This window comes from Spongiibacter sp. UBA1325, from assembly GCF_002306875.1.
GTDB classification, from domain to species: domain Bacteria; phylum Pseudomonadota; class Gammaproteobacteria; order Pseudomonadales; family Spongiibacteraceae; genus Spongiibacter; species Spongiibacter marinus.
Genome location: NZ_DBTD01000004.1, coordinates 342,756 through 360,325, shown reverse-complemented (window position 1 = coordinate 360,325; position 17,570 = coordinate 342,756). Strand labels below are relative to the sequence as shown.

The following is a 17,570-nucleotide window of genomic DNA, read 5'->3' as shown; positions in this document are numbered from 1 at the left end:
AGATTTTTAAAAAATAACACGACTACAGCAGCTCTACCTGAACTTTCTGACGTGTTTCATGACACACCGCCAGCAACTGTTCGGCAAGTTCGATGATTTGCTCTCGGCCACTTGGTGGCGTTTCATTGATATAGCGGGCCAGACACGACAGGCGTTTGGCGCCGTACAACTCCGCCGAGTTTTTTAGAATATGCGCAACGGCCATGACTTCAGTCTCTGAATTATGATCGATGGCGGTACTCAAACGCGCCGACAATACTGATAATTCGTCAATAAACAGCCCAAACAAACGCGCAACTGTAGCCGGGTCGAACTGTTCCTGCATATCGCGATGCACCGCTACATCGAGCAACGCTTCGTCACCGCCGAAGCCGGCTATGTCATCGCCCTTGATGGATGACTCACTGTCGCCCGATTCGCTCAGTACGGACACCAGCGCCAGCTTACTGACCGGCTTCGCCAACATCGCGTCAAAGCCCGCTGCGTCCATTACCGCGCGGTGCCCGCTACCTTGTTCGCCGCTGAGCGAAATAATCATGGCGTGCTGGTTAGGGCCCGACTCCCCTCGCAGCGCAACGCATATCGCCGAGCCCTGCAGCCCCGGCATGTGCTCGTCTAACAACAGTGCGTCGTAATGCTCGTGTTGCGCTTTTGCCAGTGCGCTGCTTCCATCATTGGCGGTATCGCAGATGATGCCCTCAGCCTCAAGCATGGCCTTTACTGCCAATAAGCCGGGCAAGCTATCATCGGCGACCAAGACTTTGCGTGTCACTAGTGAGTGGCTTTGCGGTCGGGCCATCATTTTTTACCTCTGCGCTGCGGTGGCGAAAATAATTTTCTTCCATGACCACGCAATATCGGCACCAAGTACTTACAACAGCAACTTTGTTATAACTATCATGTTGTTAGCCTGCTTTGCGGCGAACGACAGCCAGAACAGCGACAATTTTTATCACCAACATCCTATATTGCTTTGCAAAATGCAAACTGTTCTGCAACTCAGCAATATGGCCAGCCAGGCGGAAATTGACTGCGCCGACCAGATATCAAATACTCAGATTACCTTTCGCGACTACGTAAATGCTTATGACTGACGATCGTCCCTCAAAGCAGCCGCAGGCTGGCAGCAGAAGTATTGAAAGCTGGGCTGAATTTGAGATCGACCACGAGGGCACCATTACCCGCATTCTGCACCGCGGTCCTATCGATACACTTCGGTCTCTCGCGTCAGTCAGTCCGGGAGACAAACTACGTGACCGCCTGCCCAGTGCTGCGCTGCATTCACTCAAATCCGGGGCGGCGGCTGGCGTCGCATCGCAAAGCTTTGCCGCAACCATGGATGGCGAGCCGCTTATCCTCCACCTTACGGCCTCTGATGAGCCGCCGGGGCGTTTTCTACTGACGATCTACCCCGATCGATTGGGGCTGAGTCGTATTCAACGCCAGCAAAAGCACCTGGAAATCATCTCCCGCTCACTGTACGAGTCCAGCCTCGACGCCATCATTACCATTGATGACAAGAGCGTCATCCATGAATTTGGCAGCTCTGCGGAACAACTCTTTGGCTACACCCGGGAAGAGGTGGTTGGTAAACATGTGGCGGACATCGTCATTCCCCACGGCATGAGAAAATCTCACAACGAGGGCATGGCCAACTTCAATAAGACCCGGCAGGGGCCTGTGCTGAATACGCGGATAGAAGTAGAAGCTATCCGGCGAGATGGCAGCCTCTTCCCCTGCGAGCTAACCGTTGTTCCCACTGCAGAATTCGAAGGGCAAACCTTCTTTACCGCAACCATTCGAGACATTACAACGCGCATCGAGCGGGAAAAAGCGCTTACTCAGGCAAGGGAAACCGCAGTTGCAAGCAGTAAGGCTAAATCCAGCTTTCTCGCGCATATGAGCCACGAGATTCGCTCGCCCCTGAACGCCGTTATTGGCTGTATGGACCTGCTGCTTGAAGGCGATTTATCCACCGAGCAACGCATGCTGGCAGAGACCTCACTTGCGGCAGGCAATAGTTTATTAAGCGTCATAGAAGACGTGCTGGACTTTTCAAAAATCGAGTCCGGGCAACAAGAAATTCACTCCAGCAAGTTCAGTTTATTAGAGCAATGTGAGCGCGTGATGGAGGTATCAACCATTCGCGCGGTAAATAAAGATATCGAGATCTCCGCCTGCATCGACCCCCGCATACCGAAAACGGTAATCAGTGACCTGAGCTTTGTACGGCGAATCGTCACCAACCTTCTCGATAACGCGATTAAGTTCACTGACTCTGGCGGCGTAAATCTAAAAATCTCTCAAACTGATGAAAAACTGGCTGACGGCCGACTCGGGCTGGTACTTGAAGTGCGCGATTCGGGGGTTGGGGTTTCAGAAGAGGATCAAGAGAAGTTATTTAATGAATTCTCTCAAGTAGATAATAGTGACAGCGCCGTTCACGGTGGCACGGGCCTTGGCTTAGTCATTTGTAAAAAACTGACTGAGCTGCTCGACGGTCGAATCTCGCTGACGAGCAAAAAAGGCGAAGGCTGCCGGTTCCGCGTTGAGATACCGGTCAATGCAAGCAGCACTAGCCTTCCCAGCCTGGCAAAGCCAAAACGCGCACCAGGCAAGCTGTTTTTGCGGAGCGACAACAAAACACTGCTTGCCAGCATACTGCAACAAGCGGACTGGCTGGGCATAGAAGCCGCCGCAATTCGTGCCTTAGAGAACCTTCCGAAATTATCTGCACACGACATACTGATCGTGGACATGCGTTGCTTTGCCACACCGGAAAAATTGAGCACGTTATTGATGGCGCAGCAGATCTCCATTCAACAAGTGGTGCTGTACAACCGCAATTTCTCGGCGGAACTCTTGCAACACAGTAGCAAGGCCGGCTTCCAACACATGATGTATCGCCCCTTTCGGCCGAGCCAGCTCCTTGCCATTCTCGACGGCGACGCCGAATCGGAGCCCGCCAATGAACACATCACCGACGAAATAAATCCAAGCCGGCACAAGCTCCTACTCGCAGAGGATAACGAAGCGAACCAGTTAGTCGCGAAGACTCTGTTGTTGCGCGCCGGCTATCAAGTCGACATCGTCGCCAACGGCATTGAGGCATTAATGGCCGTAACCAGTGGCCGCTACGACTTGGTGCTAATGGACTTGCGTATGCCTGAAATGGACGGTTTAGAGGCAACCCGACACATCCGCCAATTGCCAGGTAAAGAGCGCAACACCCCAATTATCGCAATGACCGCCAATGCCTTCGATACCGATGTAAAGCGCTGTGAAGACGCGGGCATGGATGGTTTCCTGTCTAAACCGGTAAACCGCGATGAATTGCTGAACACACTTGAGTCCTGGCTACCTGTTGAACAAACCGCTGCGTCCAGTTCCCAGGATGACGCGGGCAACACCGCAACACTCACTGCAGCGCTGTATGCCGCGGAGATAGACACCACGATACTTGAACAACTCGTTGTCGATACAGGGTTAGAGACCGCGCTAATTATTTTAAAAATGGTCGTGGAGCAGCTTGATAAGTTGCAGTCTCTGACTGCAGCGATTGCGGACTCCGCCGATCAACCAGCACTCGCCGGGCTTCGCGACGCCGTACACTCCGCGAAGAGCAATCTTGGTTATTGCGGCGCAACGTCGTTGCAGGACTATTGTTTGCAGATCGAAAAATGCTGCGATGCTGAAAATACCCAGCTTCTTATGGAGCTACTTTCGGTATCCGGCGAGAAATTCTCGTCAGGCAAAGAAGCCCTCCATCATGCGATCGCTGAGTTAGAAGCGCGGTCAGTCTAAGCCTAATGTTTCGCGCAGTGCGCGCTTAGCATCACCGGCAAGCCAGTTGCATTGCAAAATGCAAATCATGCTGGCTATCGAACCACTCTCTGCGCCCTTAAAAACCCACCTAACCCTTTGGCAATCACTTATAAATCATAGACTTAAAATAATTTTACGCGCCTGGCACAGGCATTGCCCCTTTAGCTCTAAACAGCCGAGAGGATGCCAGCATGCGCCATCACACCGTTTACAACAAATCGCTCAGCGCCCAGCCACGCTGTGTAAAAAAAACAGACCGTATATTGGCAGTGGCAGCCGCGTTAGCCTTCGCTCCGTGGCTTTTCGTTCATAGCCTTTTTCGCCTGATTAAAGGCAAAAAAATCGTTGACCGCGTCACCTTGCACAGCGCTGCCGGTGATGGCGTGCCCGCCTTACTGCTGCACGATCAGGTAAATCTCAGTCGCCTGCCGTTGCTCCTAAACGTTATTAAAGGCGAGCTGGCACTGGTCGGTTACCGAGCGCGCACCGAGCAAGAGCCCGCTGCAGCGGGTACCGAAACCCTGAATCCCGGTATGTTTTCACTGTTCGAACTGCGACGAATTTCTGGTATCGACTTTATCGACGAAGAGGCCTGCAATCTCGAATACGCCGACAAGCAGGGATTCAAAACAGATGCTGCCATCATCGGCAAATCGCTGCTGGCAGGCCTGTTGTACAGCGGCGGCAAAACTCTGAAAGACGTCGACAGTTTTACGATTTTTGGCGTAAACATCGCCAACATCTCAATGGAAAACGCACTTTCGGTGATTAATAAGCACGTGACACATCGACATCGTGCGACAGTTTTCTTCGCGAACGCCCACACCTTAAATCTCGCCTACAATGACAGCGAACTGCGATCACAACTGAATCAAGCAGACTATATGCTGCCCGATGGCAGCGGTATCGAAATGGCCTGTCGGCGCAACGGTATTCGCCGTAAGGGCAATATAAACGGCACCGATATGCTGCCTTTGCTGTGCGAGCAACTCGCCCAACACGGCCAGCGCCTGTTCATGCTCGGCGGTGAAGACGGAATTGCCGATGCCGCGATGCAGGCAATGTTGAAGCAACAGCCACACTTGCGAAGCGCCGGCACACAACACGGCTATTTCGACAAACAGCACTGCCAGGACATCGTCGATAAAATTAACGATAGCGGGGCGGACGTGCTGCTGGTCGGCATGGGTCAACCCCTACAGGAACAGTGGATTCTCGCCCACCGGGAGCAACTAAATAGCCCAGTCGTCATCGCCGTTGGCGGCTTGTTCGACTTCTATGCCGAGAAGGTCTCCCGGGCGCCCCTGTGGCTGCGTGAGCTGGGTATGGAATGGATCTGGCGGCTACTACAAGAACCGGGCCGGATGTGGAAGCGCTACATCATTGGCAACCCTCTGTTTTTACTCAGGCTGCGGCAGGCCAGCCAGAGCTAAGGATCGCACCACATCGTATACCGCCACTGCGGTGGCGCACCCTCCAGCAATATGATTCGCAAAATGCAAACGCAAGGCACGATTTGCATTTTGCAATTTCCCGCCCTCGACAAAAAAACACTATCCTACTGTTTTTAAAGCATATTTTTATTCACGCCAGCTGGCACGCCCCCTGCAATATTCAAGATATGCCGTCTCACAATAGCAGTGAGATCAACCTAATCAGCAGCAGGAAAGCGCTATGAACATTGCCAAATGGACCCTATCTGCACACCGCCTTTTCACGCCGCGACGCTGCCGCCGCGCCGTCCTCGCCAGTGTCGCATTAACACTGGCGGCCTGTGCGTCGATGCCGGATATTTCGACAAGCCTGCCTGAGCGCGATAAGCCAGAGGTGGAACAACGCCACGAGTTTAGCAGTCGCATGGCGGTGAATACCTGCTCGACCGATGGCAGCGGCATGGCGCCGAACAGTGCGGACTATCGTGTCGATGAACCCTTAGCGCAGCAGTGGCGAAATCCCGGTACCCCGCGATCGTTAAACAGCCAAGGCCGGCGCTTGCTGCCACTGTCACCGGGCGACAGGATCGAAATTCGCATCCATGAAGGGGAGGAGTTCAGCGGCGAGTACTTGGTTAACCACGATGGCAATATTGAGCTTCCCTACCTCGCCCCGGTGCAGGTGGTTGGACTGGACACCGAAGAAGTGGAGAACCGCCTGCGCATCATGCTGGTTGCCCAACAAATGTTTCTCGCCCACACCCTTCACATCAGTGTGCGCCCGCTTCAGTGGGCCCCCATTATGGTTTCGGTGTCAGGCGCGGTATTTGAGCCTGGCCGCGTACTCATCAACGACCTGATTCCCGCGCAGACCGACGACAGTAAAATTCGCATCAGCGGCGACTACCCCACCAAACGCTACCTCAGTGAAGCCATACGCGCAGCAGCGGGTGCACGCCCTGACGCGCGTGTAGACAAAGTTCTGCTGATTCGCGACGGCTGGCAGCAAGAAATCAATCTCGCAGGGATATTTTCGGGCCAGCACACCTACGACGTGCCATTGATTGCAGGCGATCAAGTGATCGTTCCCTCAGCAGGCTGCATGCAAGCCGAGCTGATTCGCCCGAGTCAAATCACGCCAAAGGGCATTCGGGTGTTCATTTCAAATTTGACCAACCCAGCAAGCAACAACGCCTCTGCGGCAGTGGGCAAGTACAGCAGCAGCATGCCCTACGGCACGCGGTTACACCAGGCAGTGGTATCGGGCAACTGCAGTGGCGGCACGCAATTCACCAATGCCTCACGCTACGTCGTGTTGGTGGGCACTAACCCCATCAGTGGCGAGAGCGAAATTATGAAACGCAATGTCGAAGAACTGCTGCGCAATCCAGATTCCGACGATATCAATCCCTATTTACTACCCAACGACACCGTTAGCTGCTATGACTCTACAATAGGGAATTGGCGTGATATCGCCAGAGCGATTGTCGACGTCGCCACTCCCTTTTCACTCTTTTGATCTGCGCGGCTGGGAAGTGACATGACACCGACGATACAGCCAAATCAAGAGCTGCAACTCTACAAGGCGCCCGCTGACAAACCGCGCTGGACGCGATACATCGTGGTGGGGGTGATCTCCTTTGCAATGATTTGGGGAATGGTATTTCTCTACATTGCCTCGGCGCCCCAGTACGTCAGTAAATTCGCGTTTATGCTGCCGGGCAAGGCAGTATCCACCAAAGTTAATTTGGAAAGCATCGGTGAGGCCAGCAGCAGTAGTAGCTCACCGTTTGGCACCAGGGGTGTTAACCCGAGAGTGAATTACAAGGAAATCCTGCTGAGCACCAGCGTGATTGGTGGCGCGGCGAAAGCCCTGAATATCGACTACGCGGATTTTCACAAGCCTGTGGTAAAGCTCGTAGACGAGACCACCATTATCCAAGTGGCAACCAAAGCGGGCTCTCCCCGCCTCGCACAGGACCAGGCACAGGCGCTAATTTCGGCGTTTAACACCCGAATAGAAATCCTCCGCGCTGATGAGCTCGACCGCCGCGAGGCAGGTATTGCGCAAGCGCTAAAAAGCTATAAAGAGCGATTGGAAGCCGCGCAACGCGCCTTAGTATTGCACAAGCAAAGCTCTGAATATGTGTCTGGCCGTCAGTATGAAGAGCTCAGCCTGCGCCTAGAGCGTTTGAAAGAGGAGCAAGTACGAGCCGAGGCCGAGCGCGACCGAGTCAGCAATTACGTCGACCAACTTTCTCGCAACTTAGGCATTACTCCGCAGCTGGCAGCGAGCGCGTTTATCCTGAATGCCGACCAACAGTTTCGGGAGCATTTAGAAAATTATCAAAACGCGACAACAACGCTGGCGGTGTATCGCTCAAAGTGGGGACAGGCTCACCCTCAGGTGGTAAAAGAAAGCGCGAGACAAGACAACACGCTCAAAGCCCTGCAACAGCGCAGCTTAGAATTGGTTGGCCACAACGACATGGGCACCATCAAGCTGATCAGCATGAATGATGCCGGCAAACAGAGCGCTCTCTTTCAAGATTTGCTGGTGTCATTCGCCAAAATTGAAGGCCTCATTGGCAAAATTCAACAGCTCTCAAGTGCTATCACTAAGCATGGTCTGAACTTAAAACGCTACGCTGAAGAAGCAGCGATCCTTGAGAACCTCGAGCGCGACTATCAAATAGCCGAAGCGGTTTATACCTCGGCGATCACGCAGATCGATACCAGCAAAACCGATATCTTTGCGTCCTACCCGCTAATTCAGGTACTTGCAGCCCCTTCTCTTCCCAGCCAACCGGCGTCACCCAATAAATTACTGGCCATTATTGGCGGTGTGCTGGGTAGCGGCATGGCTTTATTCGGATTATTTCTTCTGTGGAAACGCAAGCAATTGCTCCAGAAAATATTATCGAAAAGTGGATTTGGTACGCTCTAATTCTTACCTATCCCTTTTACGCCCTCGGCGCGGTATACATTATTGCGCCGGTGCTCGGTTGGATTCTGCTCGGCTACTGGGCCTACAACCTGTGGCTACCTGCGCCGATGCGCGCCAGGTCGATTCAAGTTGAACCGCACCCCGTGGTTATACTGTGGGTGGTCGCCATGCTGGTGATGGAAGTGGCCTTGATTATGGGGCATTTGGATTTCTATCTCGGCCTGCCCGCGATGATCAAGTCCACGATCGGCTGGGCAAAGGGCTGGGCACTGCTGGCTATTTTCATACTAATTGGCGCCACCTTACCTATCCGTGCAGAGCTGGTTTATCGCGCCTGCTGCGTTATTTGCCTGCATACGCTGTTGTTAATTCCGCTATTTGTTATCGCCGCGTATACCCCCATTCCCGGTACTATTTATATCTCGCCACTCAAAGTAATTGGCGGCCCCGGCCCGGAGTTCTTCGAGTTCCAGCTCTATGGCATTAACCCCGAATCCCTCGGCCCCCGCTGGCGCTTTTTCACCCCCTGGGCACCAGCTGCCGGCCTACTCGCCAATTTCTACTTAGTCTTTGCACTGCAGGAAAAAAATATCCGCTGGCGTTGGATCGGCATTATCGGCAGTGTCGCGATGGTGCTTATGTGCCAGTCTCGCGCCGGACTGGTTGCAATGCTTTTCGTATCGCCAGCGGTCTTTTTCATTTCCCGCCTCAACTCACCGGCACTGTGGCTAACTGGCGGTGTGGGCATATCAGCAGTGGCCGTTGTAGCCACCCAACTCATGGCCTTCGCTGAAAGCTCTATTGCGGAATTCAAAGCTGCCCGCGCAGGTTCGAGCCGAGTCCGCTCGGCGCTGGCAAGAATTGCAATACAGCGCTGGCGAGATGAAGCGCCTGTTTGGGGACACGGCGTTGTAGAGAGAGGGCCTCACCTGGTGGAATATATGCCTATTGGCTCCCACCACAGCTGGTACGGTCTACTATTCGTTAAGGGCGCCGTTGGCTTTCTGGCGTTGCTGATTCCCATGCTTGTCACCCTATTACTGTTACTCATGCAGGCCCAGCGATGCTGCGTATCTCGCGCAGGTTTAGCCTGTATGCTAATACTCATTATGTTCAGCTTTGGTGAAAACCTGGAAATTCTTGCGTATCTGTTTTGGCCGGCGCTGGTGTTAATCGGCATCGCCTTTCGCAATGACACCATTGCACAAAGTATTCTCCGCCAGCGTTCTTCAGCAACGCATCACTGATTAGGAACCAAGAAAATGGCTGCCTTCGACACCCTGCTTATCGGCTATTACGGCATGCAAAATACCGGCGATGATATGCTCATGGCCGCCGCTGCTGAGGGCGCGCGCCGCCGATATCACAGCCGGCATATTGCCGCCACTGGCGCCAGCGGCAGTGAAGCCTTGCAGCAACTGCAGCTAAGCGCCGTGCAGGCAAAAAAGCAGCGTTTCAAAGGCCAGGATCGACTGCTCAAGTATTGGGCCGCGGCGCGCAGCGAGCACATTATCATCGGCGGCGGATCTGTCTTCCATACCGCAAAAGATATTGCGCAAAAAACCCACTATTTAAAACTCGCTACCAGCAACCAGCATTGTGCAGCAGGCGTCGGCCTGGGCCCATTCAATGACGTAGCGGCAGAAAAAGCCTGCGCAACATTCCTAAATGCCTGCACCTTTACCGGGCTGAGAGACAAAACCAGTCTCGATATCGCCCGCAGTATCGCTCCCAACGCCAATACCGCACTGACCTTCGACCTGGCCCCTAGTATGATCAGCCAGCCCGCGTTCCAGCACGCGCTAATGCCCGAGCGCGACAACGCTATCGGCGTTGCACTTTGTCCCGTCGAACGGCTCACCGGCGATGAGAACGCTGAACATGTGCGCAACCAGATACTCGCCGACGCCCTGATTCAACATCATCGCGAAACCGGCGCGGAGATACGCCTGATCGACTTCAATGGGCACCCCACATTAGGAGATCAACAAGTACACCGTGATTTATGCGCGCGGCTCGGCGAGACGCCCTGCAAGATTATTCCCTACAACCCAAACCCCTATGAGGCCGTTAGGGAAATCAGCAAGCTATCAATGATCGTGGCGATGCGACTCCATGCGGCTGTCTTTGCCTACCTCAGCAATACCCCATGTATTTCCCTGAACTATCACCGTAAATGCGAAAATTGGTGCCGCGATATTCAGCAATCGACTGACTTTTCCATTGATAGCCGGCATGTCGACAAAGACTCGCTAAGCACCGCAATAGCGACGATACATCGGGGCGGCTATGTCCCGCCCCGCTTGCCCCTTGCCGACGCGGAAAAAATGGCCCTCACCAACTGGACTCACTAGCCATGACGACCTCAAATGTTGACCGCAGCGCAGACAAACAACCTCGGTTTTCCGTTCTTATTCCCCTGTACAACAAGGCTGCACACATTGGCGATGCGCTGCGTTCCATACAGGCGCAGAACTACGACGACTTGGAAATTATTGTTGTCGATGACGGCTCCAGCGACGACGGCCCGGAGATAGTTCGCAGCATGGCGACATCTGACTCGCGTATTCGCCTTATCGAACAAGAGAACGCGGGTGTTTCCGCCGCTCGAAATACTGCCATCAGTGCAGCAACCGCCGACTACCTGTTGTTTCTGGACGCCGATGACCTATGGAAACCCGGGTTAATACAAGAAATCGAGGCGCTTATTCACCTATTTCCCGAATGCGGCGCCTACTCAACGGCCTACTCCCACTATTACGAAAACAGCGGAACAGAGCGTCCCATCCACCCGCGCTTTCCAGCGAGCACAAAAAATCACAGCCAGTTCAGCTATGATTTTTTCGAGGTCGCCAGTCGGGGCGAACTACCCATTACCCCGTCGAGCTGCTGCATTCCAAAATCCGTATTCGAGGAGATTGGTGCATTTCCTTTGCATGAGCCAATGGGAGAAGATCAGGACCTTTGGGTGAGAATCGCCTATAAATACCCAATGGCCTTTTCCCGGTCATACAAAGCACTCTACCGACAAGATGCCGACAATCGTGCGTGTATTAGTAATCCCCCCGATCAGGAGTGCCCATTCAGCCTGCGCCTGCGAGCCACAGCCGAGGCAAGCAACGATCCGCGAAGCAAGGCAATGTTAAGGCTGACCGCTAACCATATTCTTCACATCGCGCAGCTAAACATACAGGCCGGCGAATATGATAAAGCGCGGGCCTTACTACGTGACAAACGTTGCTGGCTACTACCAAAACGGAAATTGAAATGGGAACTTGCCTTGCTACTGAAGCGCTAGCCTGCACCGCCCATTGGCGGGCGGTATTTAGCCACGGCGTTACTTTTTGTGGGGCAAACTATTTTCGCAATAAATGTGCGGCGTAATCCGGGGAGTGGCTGTCGACAGCGCACTATTGCGGGGAAGGTTTGTGCGGACAGCTTTGCACAACGCTTCCAGCTGCTGTGAGGGAGAGCCGCCCGATTCAGCCTTTGCGATACTGCGTAACAATCGCATGATTATACGATAGCCATAAAAGCCAATGACTTCGCCTAATCGCGGCTTGAACATGTCGCGCAGCGGGCCAGCGCTGTAGTGGCGAATATAGTCATTCATCTGCGGGCAATAATTATTATTCCAGCGCGACGAGATACGCTGAAAGCGGCTCTCCGTTTTCAGGAAATGAATAATGTGCCCGTTTTCGCCCCAGCCCACTTCATCCTCTTGCGGCAGTGTCATTGTCATTGCGGCGATAACACGGTTTAAAAACGCCAGTGATTCGGGCCCAGCGCGAAATATCAACACCCCAGAATTAATACGCCCCGAATACCCGTTGGCCGCAAATATCGATCTTCCGACGGACATAGCCTCGCTAAAGTCAGGGGCGTCTGCACGCGGCTGCGCATCGGCGTCTATAAACATGACCTCGGCGTAGCCGCATTGCAAGGCGTCTCGAATCAAGTACAACTTTAGCCAGGCCACCTCATTGCACAGCGAGTGCACACTTGGCTTGGTAACGGCTAGGTACTCGGCGCCGACACGCTCGGCGTATTGCCGCTGAGCAGCAATGCACTGCCGATAGCGTAAGTGATAACCGTTAAGGGCCAACGTGAAGATCAAGCGTGGTTTATTCATAGTGGTCACCCAGAGGCGGTGGAGTACGACGGCCAATATGTGCCGGCTCGCGAATACTGCGGCTGGAAAGTTCTACGCAGAACTGACCCCAGAAAAAAATACCCAGCAGTTTCGCTCCCTCCTCTAGCTGCAAAAGCGCAACACCATTGCTGATGCCACTGTCGATCAGTACATCAACGCTAACGGAAATACCCCAGCACATCGCCGCAGTCAGTGCATAGCGTCGCGACCGGCCGACAACCCCGCGAAACAGCCAAAGTAGAACAAGCGCTAACAAACCTAATGCCGCTTGGAAACAGGCTCGGATAACATCAACCAGAATACTGCCGGTTGTCATCGGCGCAGAGAATAAATCATGCAAAAGCAATAACAGGGTATAACTTGCAAACCAAAAGCTGGCGCTGCTGCGACAATGGAAGCGCTCATCCTGCCGCCGCAGATACACCGCAAATAGCAATATGGCGGCACTCATACCCAAGACTATGGTACTGAGTTTCGCCAGCAAACCATCATACCAATCCGCCTGGCCTCTGCTGCCGGTGCGGCCATCTATGAGCGCCTCTGGCGACACGCCCAGGGTATTCGACAGCATTAGTACCGAGAATAAAATCGCCAGGCTCAATGTCAGTGGCCACAAGGAGGGCAAGGCGAGCCACCGCCGATAATGCGGGGCGCGCCTAACAACAAGCTTTGTTAAGGACTCCATTTGTCGGCGCACCTATGACGGCATTGACGACATAATCAGTCGCTCAACGGTGTCGTATCCGCGAGTGGGAAGAATCAGCAACAGCGATGCGCACCCGGCCGTTAGAACCGTTTTTACAGGATCCCTAAGCGAGATCGTCCAGTCACTACGCAGTGATTTCACCAATAACAGCGCCGCATTCTTCGCATCTCGAGATTGAATGGCACGCCGGCAAAGGTAGCGGTACTGGTAAGCTCGCGCCAAGCCTTCGTGGTCGTTAAAAAATGATGGCGACAGCGCGCGATTTTTGTCGACATTGCGCTCCCAGGCGGCCAATTGCTTGACCCAGTTCGCCGATAAGCCGCCTCCGTTTACTCGGTAGTTCGTTAAGGCCTGCGCCAGCCCCTCGAATCGCCACGACGTCGAGAGCGCAATCCGTAACCAGCACTCCACATCCTCGGACTGTCTAAAGGATTCATCGAAGAATTGCTGGTCGCGATGGCCGACAGCGGCGTTCGTGAAGGCGATGTCCTTAAATACGCCTGCGCGGAAGACGGGCGCAGAGCCATTGCCCACCGGGTTTCGACAAAATACATCGACTGCCGTGACGCCCGTTGTTTTCGGGTATTGGCCGATCCCCATATCGACACTGGCTTCGTTCATAAACCGCGATGCACTGTAGCTAACACCGATGTCAGGGTTGGACAGGAGATGATCTACATGCCTGGCAATTTTCGTCGAATGCCAGCTGTCGTCAGCGTCTAGCAGGGCAATAAATTCGCCGTGCGCGTGGCGAATACCGGTATTGCGCGCACCGGCCAAGCCCCTGTTTTCTTGCTGAATAACCACAATGCGCGAGTCCTGGTAGCCCCGCACGATGTCGGCACCGTTGTCCGGAGACCCGTCATCCACCGCAATTATCTCCAGGTGTGGATAGCTCTGCGCAATAACAGAGTCAATACATTCGCGAAGATAGGCCGCCGCGTTATACATTGGGATAACAACGCTCACTAAGGGCTGATCGCGGTGTGCTGAGTGATTATTTTTCATCGCTGGTTCCTCATTCACTATTACTGGCAGTGCCGGGCAGATACCCGACGGCCCGCTCTTCAATACGCTCCGCTTCCCGACAACACTGCGGGTACCGTTTTCAACGCTATTCGCAAATCAGTGGCTAGGCTTTGTTGGCGGATATACTGCAGATCCAGCTCCACCTGCTGATCAAAATTCAAATCCGCTCGGCCAGACACCTGCCATAGGCCTGAAATTCCAGGTAATGCCTTCAAACGTCCGCGCTGATACTCGCTGTATTGAGCCACTTCTGCAGGCAGTGCCGGGCGCGGACCGATCATCGACATTTCGCCGCGCAGTACATTAATCAGCTGCGGTAACTCATCGATTGAGTATTTGCGAATAAACTGCCCTACCCGTGTCACGCGAGGATCGTTTACGAATTTCTTGCAGATACCATCCCGGTCACCTGACATTGACTCCACTTGTCTATGCAGTGCTCTGTCAGTACACATCGACCGAAACTTATAAATTGAAAACTGCTCGCCATTCTTTCCGACACGCTGCTGACGGAAGAAAATTGGGCCGCGGCTTTCAAAAAGAATGGCCGCCGCTGTAACGACGAGTAGCGGTGACAGCAGCAATAGCAATCCGCCACTTAATACAATGTCGTAGCTACGCTTATAACCACTGCGTAGAAATTTCCGCAGAGATAACCCGGCGGGCATGAACAGGCTGGAAATAAAAATTAGGTAGGCACTGGAGACCTGATTCTTTATTGCTTGCATATCAATTACCCCGTTGGTGTTCGCTTTCCAGGGAAATTGCAACCGCTATGCCAAACAAAAAAATAAATTAACTTTATGTTTTTATTATATTTTTTAAAAATTATCGCTAAATAGCTTTACCGCTACTGCAAAGCTATTCGCATTTTGCAAGGCAGCTTGCCGACTAAAGCGACGATCATCAGGGGAAAATAAAAGACGGGGTGAGCACGCCGAGCGCAGTGGCGCTATGCGGCAGATAAGGGCGCGCGAATAACACCGCGAGGTGCGCGGTGTATCATCACGAGTACCGCCCACGCGCCGCCGAGATAGCAAATAATCATTGCCAGGGCGACGGCTTGCGCTCCCAGAAAACTCGACGCCGCGATCACCGCACAAAACAGCGCGGTGAAGGCCACGGCAATGTGATTTTCACCGCGTAAGTTGTCAGCCGCACGAAAATACATACTGGCAGACTCAAACACCATTCGCGGAACCGCCGACAGACACAAAAGCGCAACAAGCACACTGGCTGGCGCCCATTTCTCGCCGAACAGTAACGGCACGTATAACGGCGCCAATAGTGCCTGGCAAAGAATCACTGGCGCGATGAGTCGCATCGCCGTTTTTAAACTTGAGTAATAACTCAGTTCCAGTGCACCACCCTCGCGACGGGTATCACACAGTTTCGGCAGCAAGGCAGTATTAAAGCTGTTTGTCAGCGACAGACTTATTCCCAGACCGGCATTGCGCGCAAAGGCATAAAGCCCAAACAGGTCAGCTGGTAACAGGCGGCCGAGGATAAATAAGTCAAATTGACCGCGGCCGTTTTTTAAGCACTCTGCGAGCAATACCCCTCCGGAATAGCGTCGCGCGGTCACCAGTTCCTGCAATGAAAATTGCAGCTTCGGCACCCAGCGGATGCGCCGATTAATCACCACTACCCACACCACAGCGGCGAATAACTTCGGCCAAATGACCGACCAGACACCGAATCCGCTCAGCGCCAGTGCGGCACTGATCAAGTTATCCATTGTCACCGTGGCCCCCATAATCAGACCCGCTTCCTTCATCCGGCTATCACGCTGCAAGAGGTTAAATTGAACCATCGCAAAGGGGTAAATTAAGTGACTAAAAGCCAGCGCCTGTAACAGCGAGGCCAAAACGGGAGATTGGTAAAGGTCGGCGATAAGGGGGGCGAGGAAAAACTGCAGCGCAAACATCACAATGCCGATAGACAGGTTAAGCCAAAACACCGTCTGCGAAACCCGCCCCAGTTTGTGCTCCTCGGCTTTGACGATTAGATTGCCAATGCCATTGGCAGCAAGAATTCTCACAATCTCCGCGGTCGCTAGCGCGAGCGCCGCGAGTCCGTAGTCCTGCAAACTCAAACAGCGAGCCAGGATGAGTGTCGTGATCAATCGCGACACGCGAACCATCAGTTCGCCGGTTGCCAGCCAACTGAGATTACGCCGAAAACTGCTTGCTGATTTCATGCCCTTGCCCTGAAACACCACTAATAAATGACTGGTCCGTTTACTCAGCAAAAGCCAGGCCAACCTTTTCCTGATTGAAAATTGGCGCTAAAGGCCATTACCACGGGCGTTGAACCCGAAACGTCCGGCAAAATGCTAGCCAAGCGCGGATAAATCTGGCTTGATTCGCATTTTGCGAAGCAACCTACAACGCGAACAGGGTCGTATCGACGCAAAGCGTGAAAGGCCATTTCGTCTAAGCAGCGATGAGCGCCTGCTAACAGCGTGCTATCCACCCGAGCAAACCTCTATTAGGACGTTCCAATGATTGAAAATACGGCCAATGCATCCAACAAGCTACCCGCAGATGCCATTTTCATCATCGTTACGCTGTTGGCAGCCATCAGCTGGATCTTCTCCAAGGAAGCCGTCGCCATCATGCCGCCGCTGCTGTTCATGTCGGCACGCTTCCTTATCGCCGCCGTCATTCTGGCGATGGTGGCAAGAGCGGAGTTGCGGGTTCTCAGCCGCGCGCACTTTATTCGCTGCGTGAAGGTCGGGGTGGTCTTTGGCATAGCCATGAGCCTATGGGTCGAAGGGCTCGCGGCCTCCAACCACGTCGGTGAAGCGGCGTTCATCGTCAGTTTGGGCGTCATTCTAGTGCCGGTCATTGCGGCGCTGTTATTCAAGGAGTCGGTTCCGCGCAGCACCTGGGTCGCGCTGCCAGTTGCCTGTGTTGGGCTCGCCCTCCTTTCTCTGAATCAGCAATTGCGGCTAGAGTTATCGCAACTGCTATTACTCTGCGCCGCGGCGCTATTTGCGCTGTATTTCAATTTGAACACGCGCGCGGCCAATCCGATGTCACGCGCCGATAAACACGGACACGCTCAACACGTTCCAAAGGTGCCGGTATTGGCACTAACGACCTTGGTATTGACCACCGTCGCGGCGGTTACCGGACTACTCTCAACACTACTCGAGACCTGGCACATCAGCGTATTGGCCGGGCAACCGATGGTCTGGTTATGGGTCACGCTCTCCGCAACCGTTGGCACGGCGCTGCGCTTTTACCTGCAAACCTACGCACAGAGCCTGTCGCCGTATAGCAACGGCGTTATTATCATGGTGCTTGAGCCTGTGTGGACGGCGCTGATCGCGGCGGCATGGTTTATGGAGCGCCTTAGTGCAACGCAATTGCTAGGCTGCCTGATGATATTCCTCGCGCTGATGATTACTCGCTGGCGAGCACTCCAAGGTTTACTGAAATCTGTTTTTCGCAAACGCCGAAGCCCTTAACC

General features: G+C 53.6%; 14 protein-coding genes. 8 read left to right on the top strand and 6 right to left on the bottom strand.

Annotation, left to right across the window (positions count from 1 at the left end; genetic code table 11):
- Positions 1 to 22: 22 nt before the first annotated feature.
- Positions 23 to 772, bottom strand: a complete 750-nt coding sequence (locus tag B3K78_RS04465; protein WP_286694471.1) for a response regulator — start codon at positions 770 to 772, stop codon at positions 23 to 25.
- Between the two features lie 314 nt (positions 773 to 1,086).
- On the opposite strand from B3K78_RS04465, the gene B3K78_RS04460 reads away from it, so the two are divergent.
- From B3K78_RS04460 to B3K78_RS04430, 7 genes are all read left to right on the top strand, one after another.
- Entirely contained in the window at positions 1,087 to 3,804 is a 2,718-nt protein-coding gene (locus tag B3K78_RS04460; protein WP_286694470.1) for a response regulator, read from the top strand.
- Between the two features lie 212 nt (positions 3,805 to 4,016).
- Complete coding sequence (locus B3K78_RS04455; RefSeq protein WP_286694469.1) at positions 4,017 to 5,258, top strand: WecB/TagA/CpsF family glycosyltransferase; 1,242 nt, start codon at positions 4,017 to 4,019, stop codon at positions 5,256 to 5,258.
- A 241-nt stretch (positions 5,259 to 5,499) separates the two neighbouring features.
- On the top strand, positions 5,500 to 6,777 hold the full coding sequence (locus B3K78_RS04450) for a polysaccharide biosynthesis/export family protein (RefSeq protein ID WP_286694468.1): 1,278 nt from the start codon (positions 5,500 to 5,502) through the stop codon (positions 6,775 to 6,777).
- A 21-nt stretch (positions 6,778 to 6,798) separates the two neighbouring features.
- On the top strand, positions 6,799 to 8,205 hold the full coding sequence (locus B3K78_RS04445) for a GumC family protein (RefSeq protein ID WP_286694467.1): 1,407 nt from the start codon (positions 6,799 to 6,801) through the stop codon (positions 8,203 to 8,205).
- The gene (locus tag B3K78_RS04440; RefSeq protein ID WP_286694466.1) at positions 8,145 to 9,452 is read left to right on the top strand and encodes an O-antigen ligase family protein; all 1,308 of its coding nucleotides are present in this window, start codon (positions 8,145 to 8,147) and stop codon (positions 9,450 to 9,452) included. Before B3K78_RS04445 ends, B3K78_RS04440 begins: the two co-directional genes overlap by 61 nt.
- A gap of 15 nt (positions 9,453 to 9,467) precedes the next feature.
- Positions 9,468 to 10,559 carry a polysaccharide pyruvyl transferase family protein gene (locus tag B3K78_RS04435; RefSeq protein WP_286694465.1) on the top strand — a complete coding sequence of 364 codons (1,092 nt, stop codon included), beginning with the start codon at positions 9,468 to 9,470 and terminating at the stop codon, positions 10,557 to 10,559.
- Positions 10,560 to 10,561: 2 nt separating this feature from the next.
- Complete coding sequence (locus tag B3K78_RS04430) at positions 10,562 to 11,503, top strand: glycosyltransferase family 2 protein (protein ID WP_286694464.1); 942 nt, start codon at positions 10,562 to 10,564, stop codon at positions 11,501 to 11,503.
- A 39-nt stretch (positions 11,504 to 11,542) separates the two neighbouring features.
- On the opposite strand, the gene B3K78_RS04425 is transcribed toward B3K78_RS04430, so the two are convergent.
- The 5 genes from B3K78_RS04425 to B3K78_RS04405 form a co-directional block, all read right to left on the bottom strand.
- Entirely contained in the window at positions 11,543 to 12,337 is a 795-nt protein-coding gene (locus tag B3K78_RS04425; protein WP_286694463.1) for a glycosyltransferase family protein, read from the bottom strand.
- Positions 12,330 to 13,043 carry a DUF8692 domain-containing protein gene (locus B3K78_RS04420; RefSeq protein WP_286694462.1) on the bottom strand — a complete coding sequence of 238 codons (714 nt, stop codon included), beginning with the start codon at positions 13,041 to 13,043 and terminating at the stop codon, positions 12,330 to 12,332. Before B3K78_RS04420 ends, B3K78_RS04425 begins: the two co-directional genes overlap by 8 nt.
- A 12-nt stretch (positions 13,044 to 13,055) precedes the next feature.
- Positions 13,056 to 14,072, bottom strand: a complete 1,017-nt coding sequence (locus B3K78_RS04415; RefSeq protein ID WP_286694461.1) for a glycosyltransferase family 2 protein — start codon at positions 14,070 to 14,072, stop codon at positions 13,056 to 13,058.
- Between the two features lie 59 nt (positions 14,073 to 14,131).
- The gene (locus B3K78_RS04410) at positions 14,132 to 14,821 is read right to left on the bottom strand and encodes a sugar transferase (protein WP_204995230.1); all 690 of its coding nucleotides are present in this window, start codon (positions 14,819 to 14,821) and stop codon (positions 14,132 to 14,134) included.
- A gap of 224 nt (positions 14,822 to 15,045) precedes the next feature.
- Positions 15,046 to 16,293, bottom strand: a complete 1,248-nt coding sequence (locus tag B3K78_RS04405) for an oligosaccharide flippase family protein (protein ID WP_204995229.1) — start codon at positions 16,291 to 16,293, stop codon at positions 15,046 to 15,048.
- A gap of 303 nt (positions 16,294 to 16,596) precedes the next feature.
- Between B3K78_RS04405 and B3K78_RS04400 the strand changes: the two genes are divergently transcribed.
- Positions 16,597 to 17,568: a DMT family transporter gene (locus B3K78_RS04400; protein ID WP_204995228.1), complete on the top strand. Its 972-nt coding sequence runs from the start codon at positions 16,597 to 16,599 to the stop codon at positions 17,566 to 17,568.
- The last annotated feature ends 2 nt before the right edge of the window (positions 17,569 to 17,570 follow it).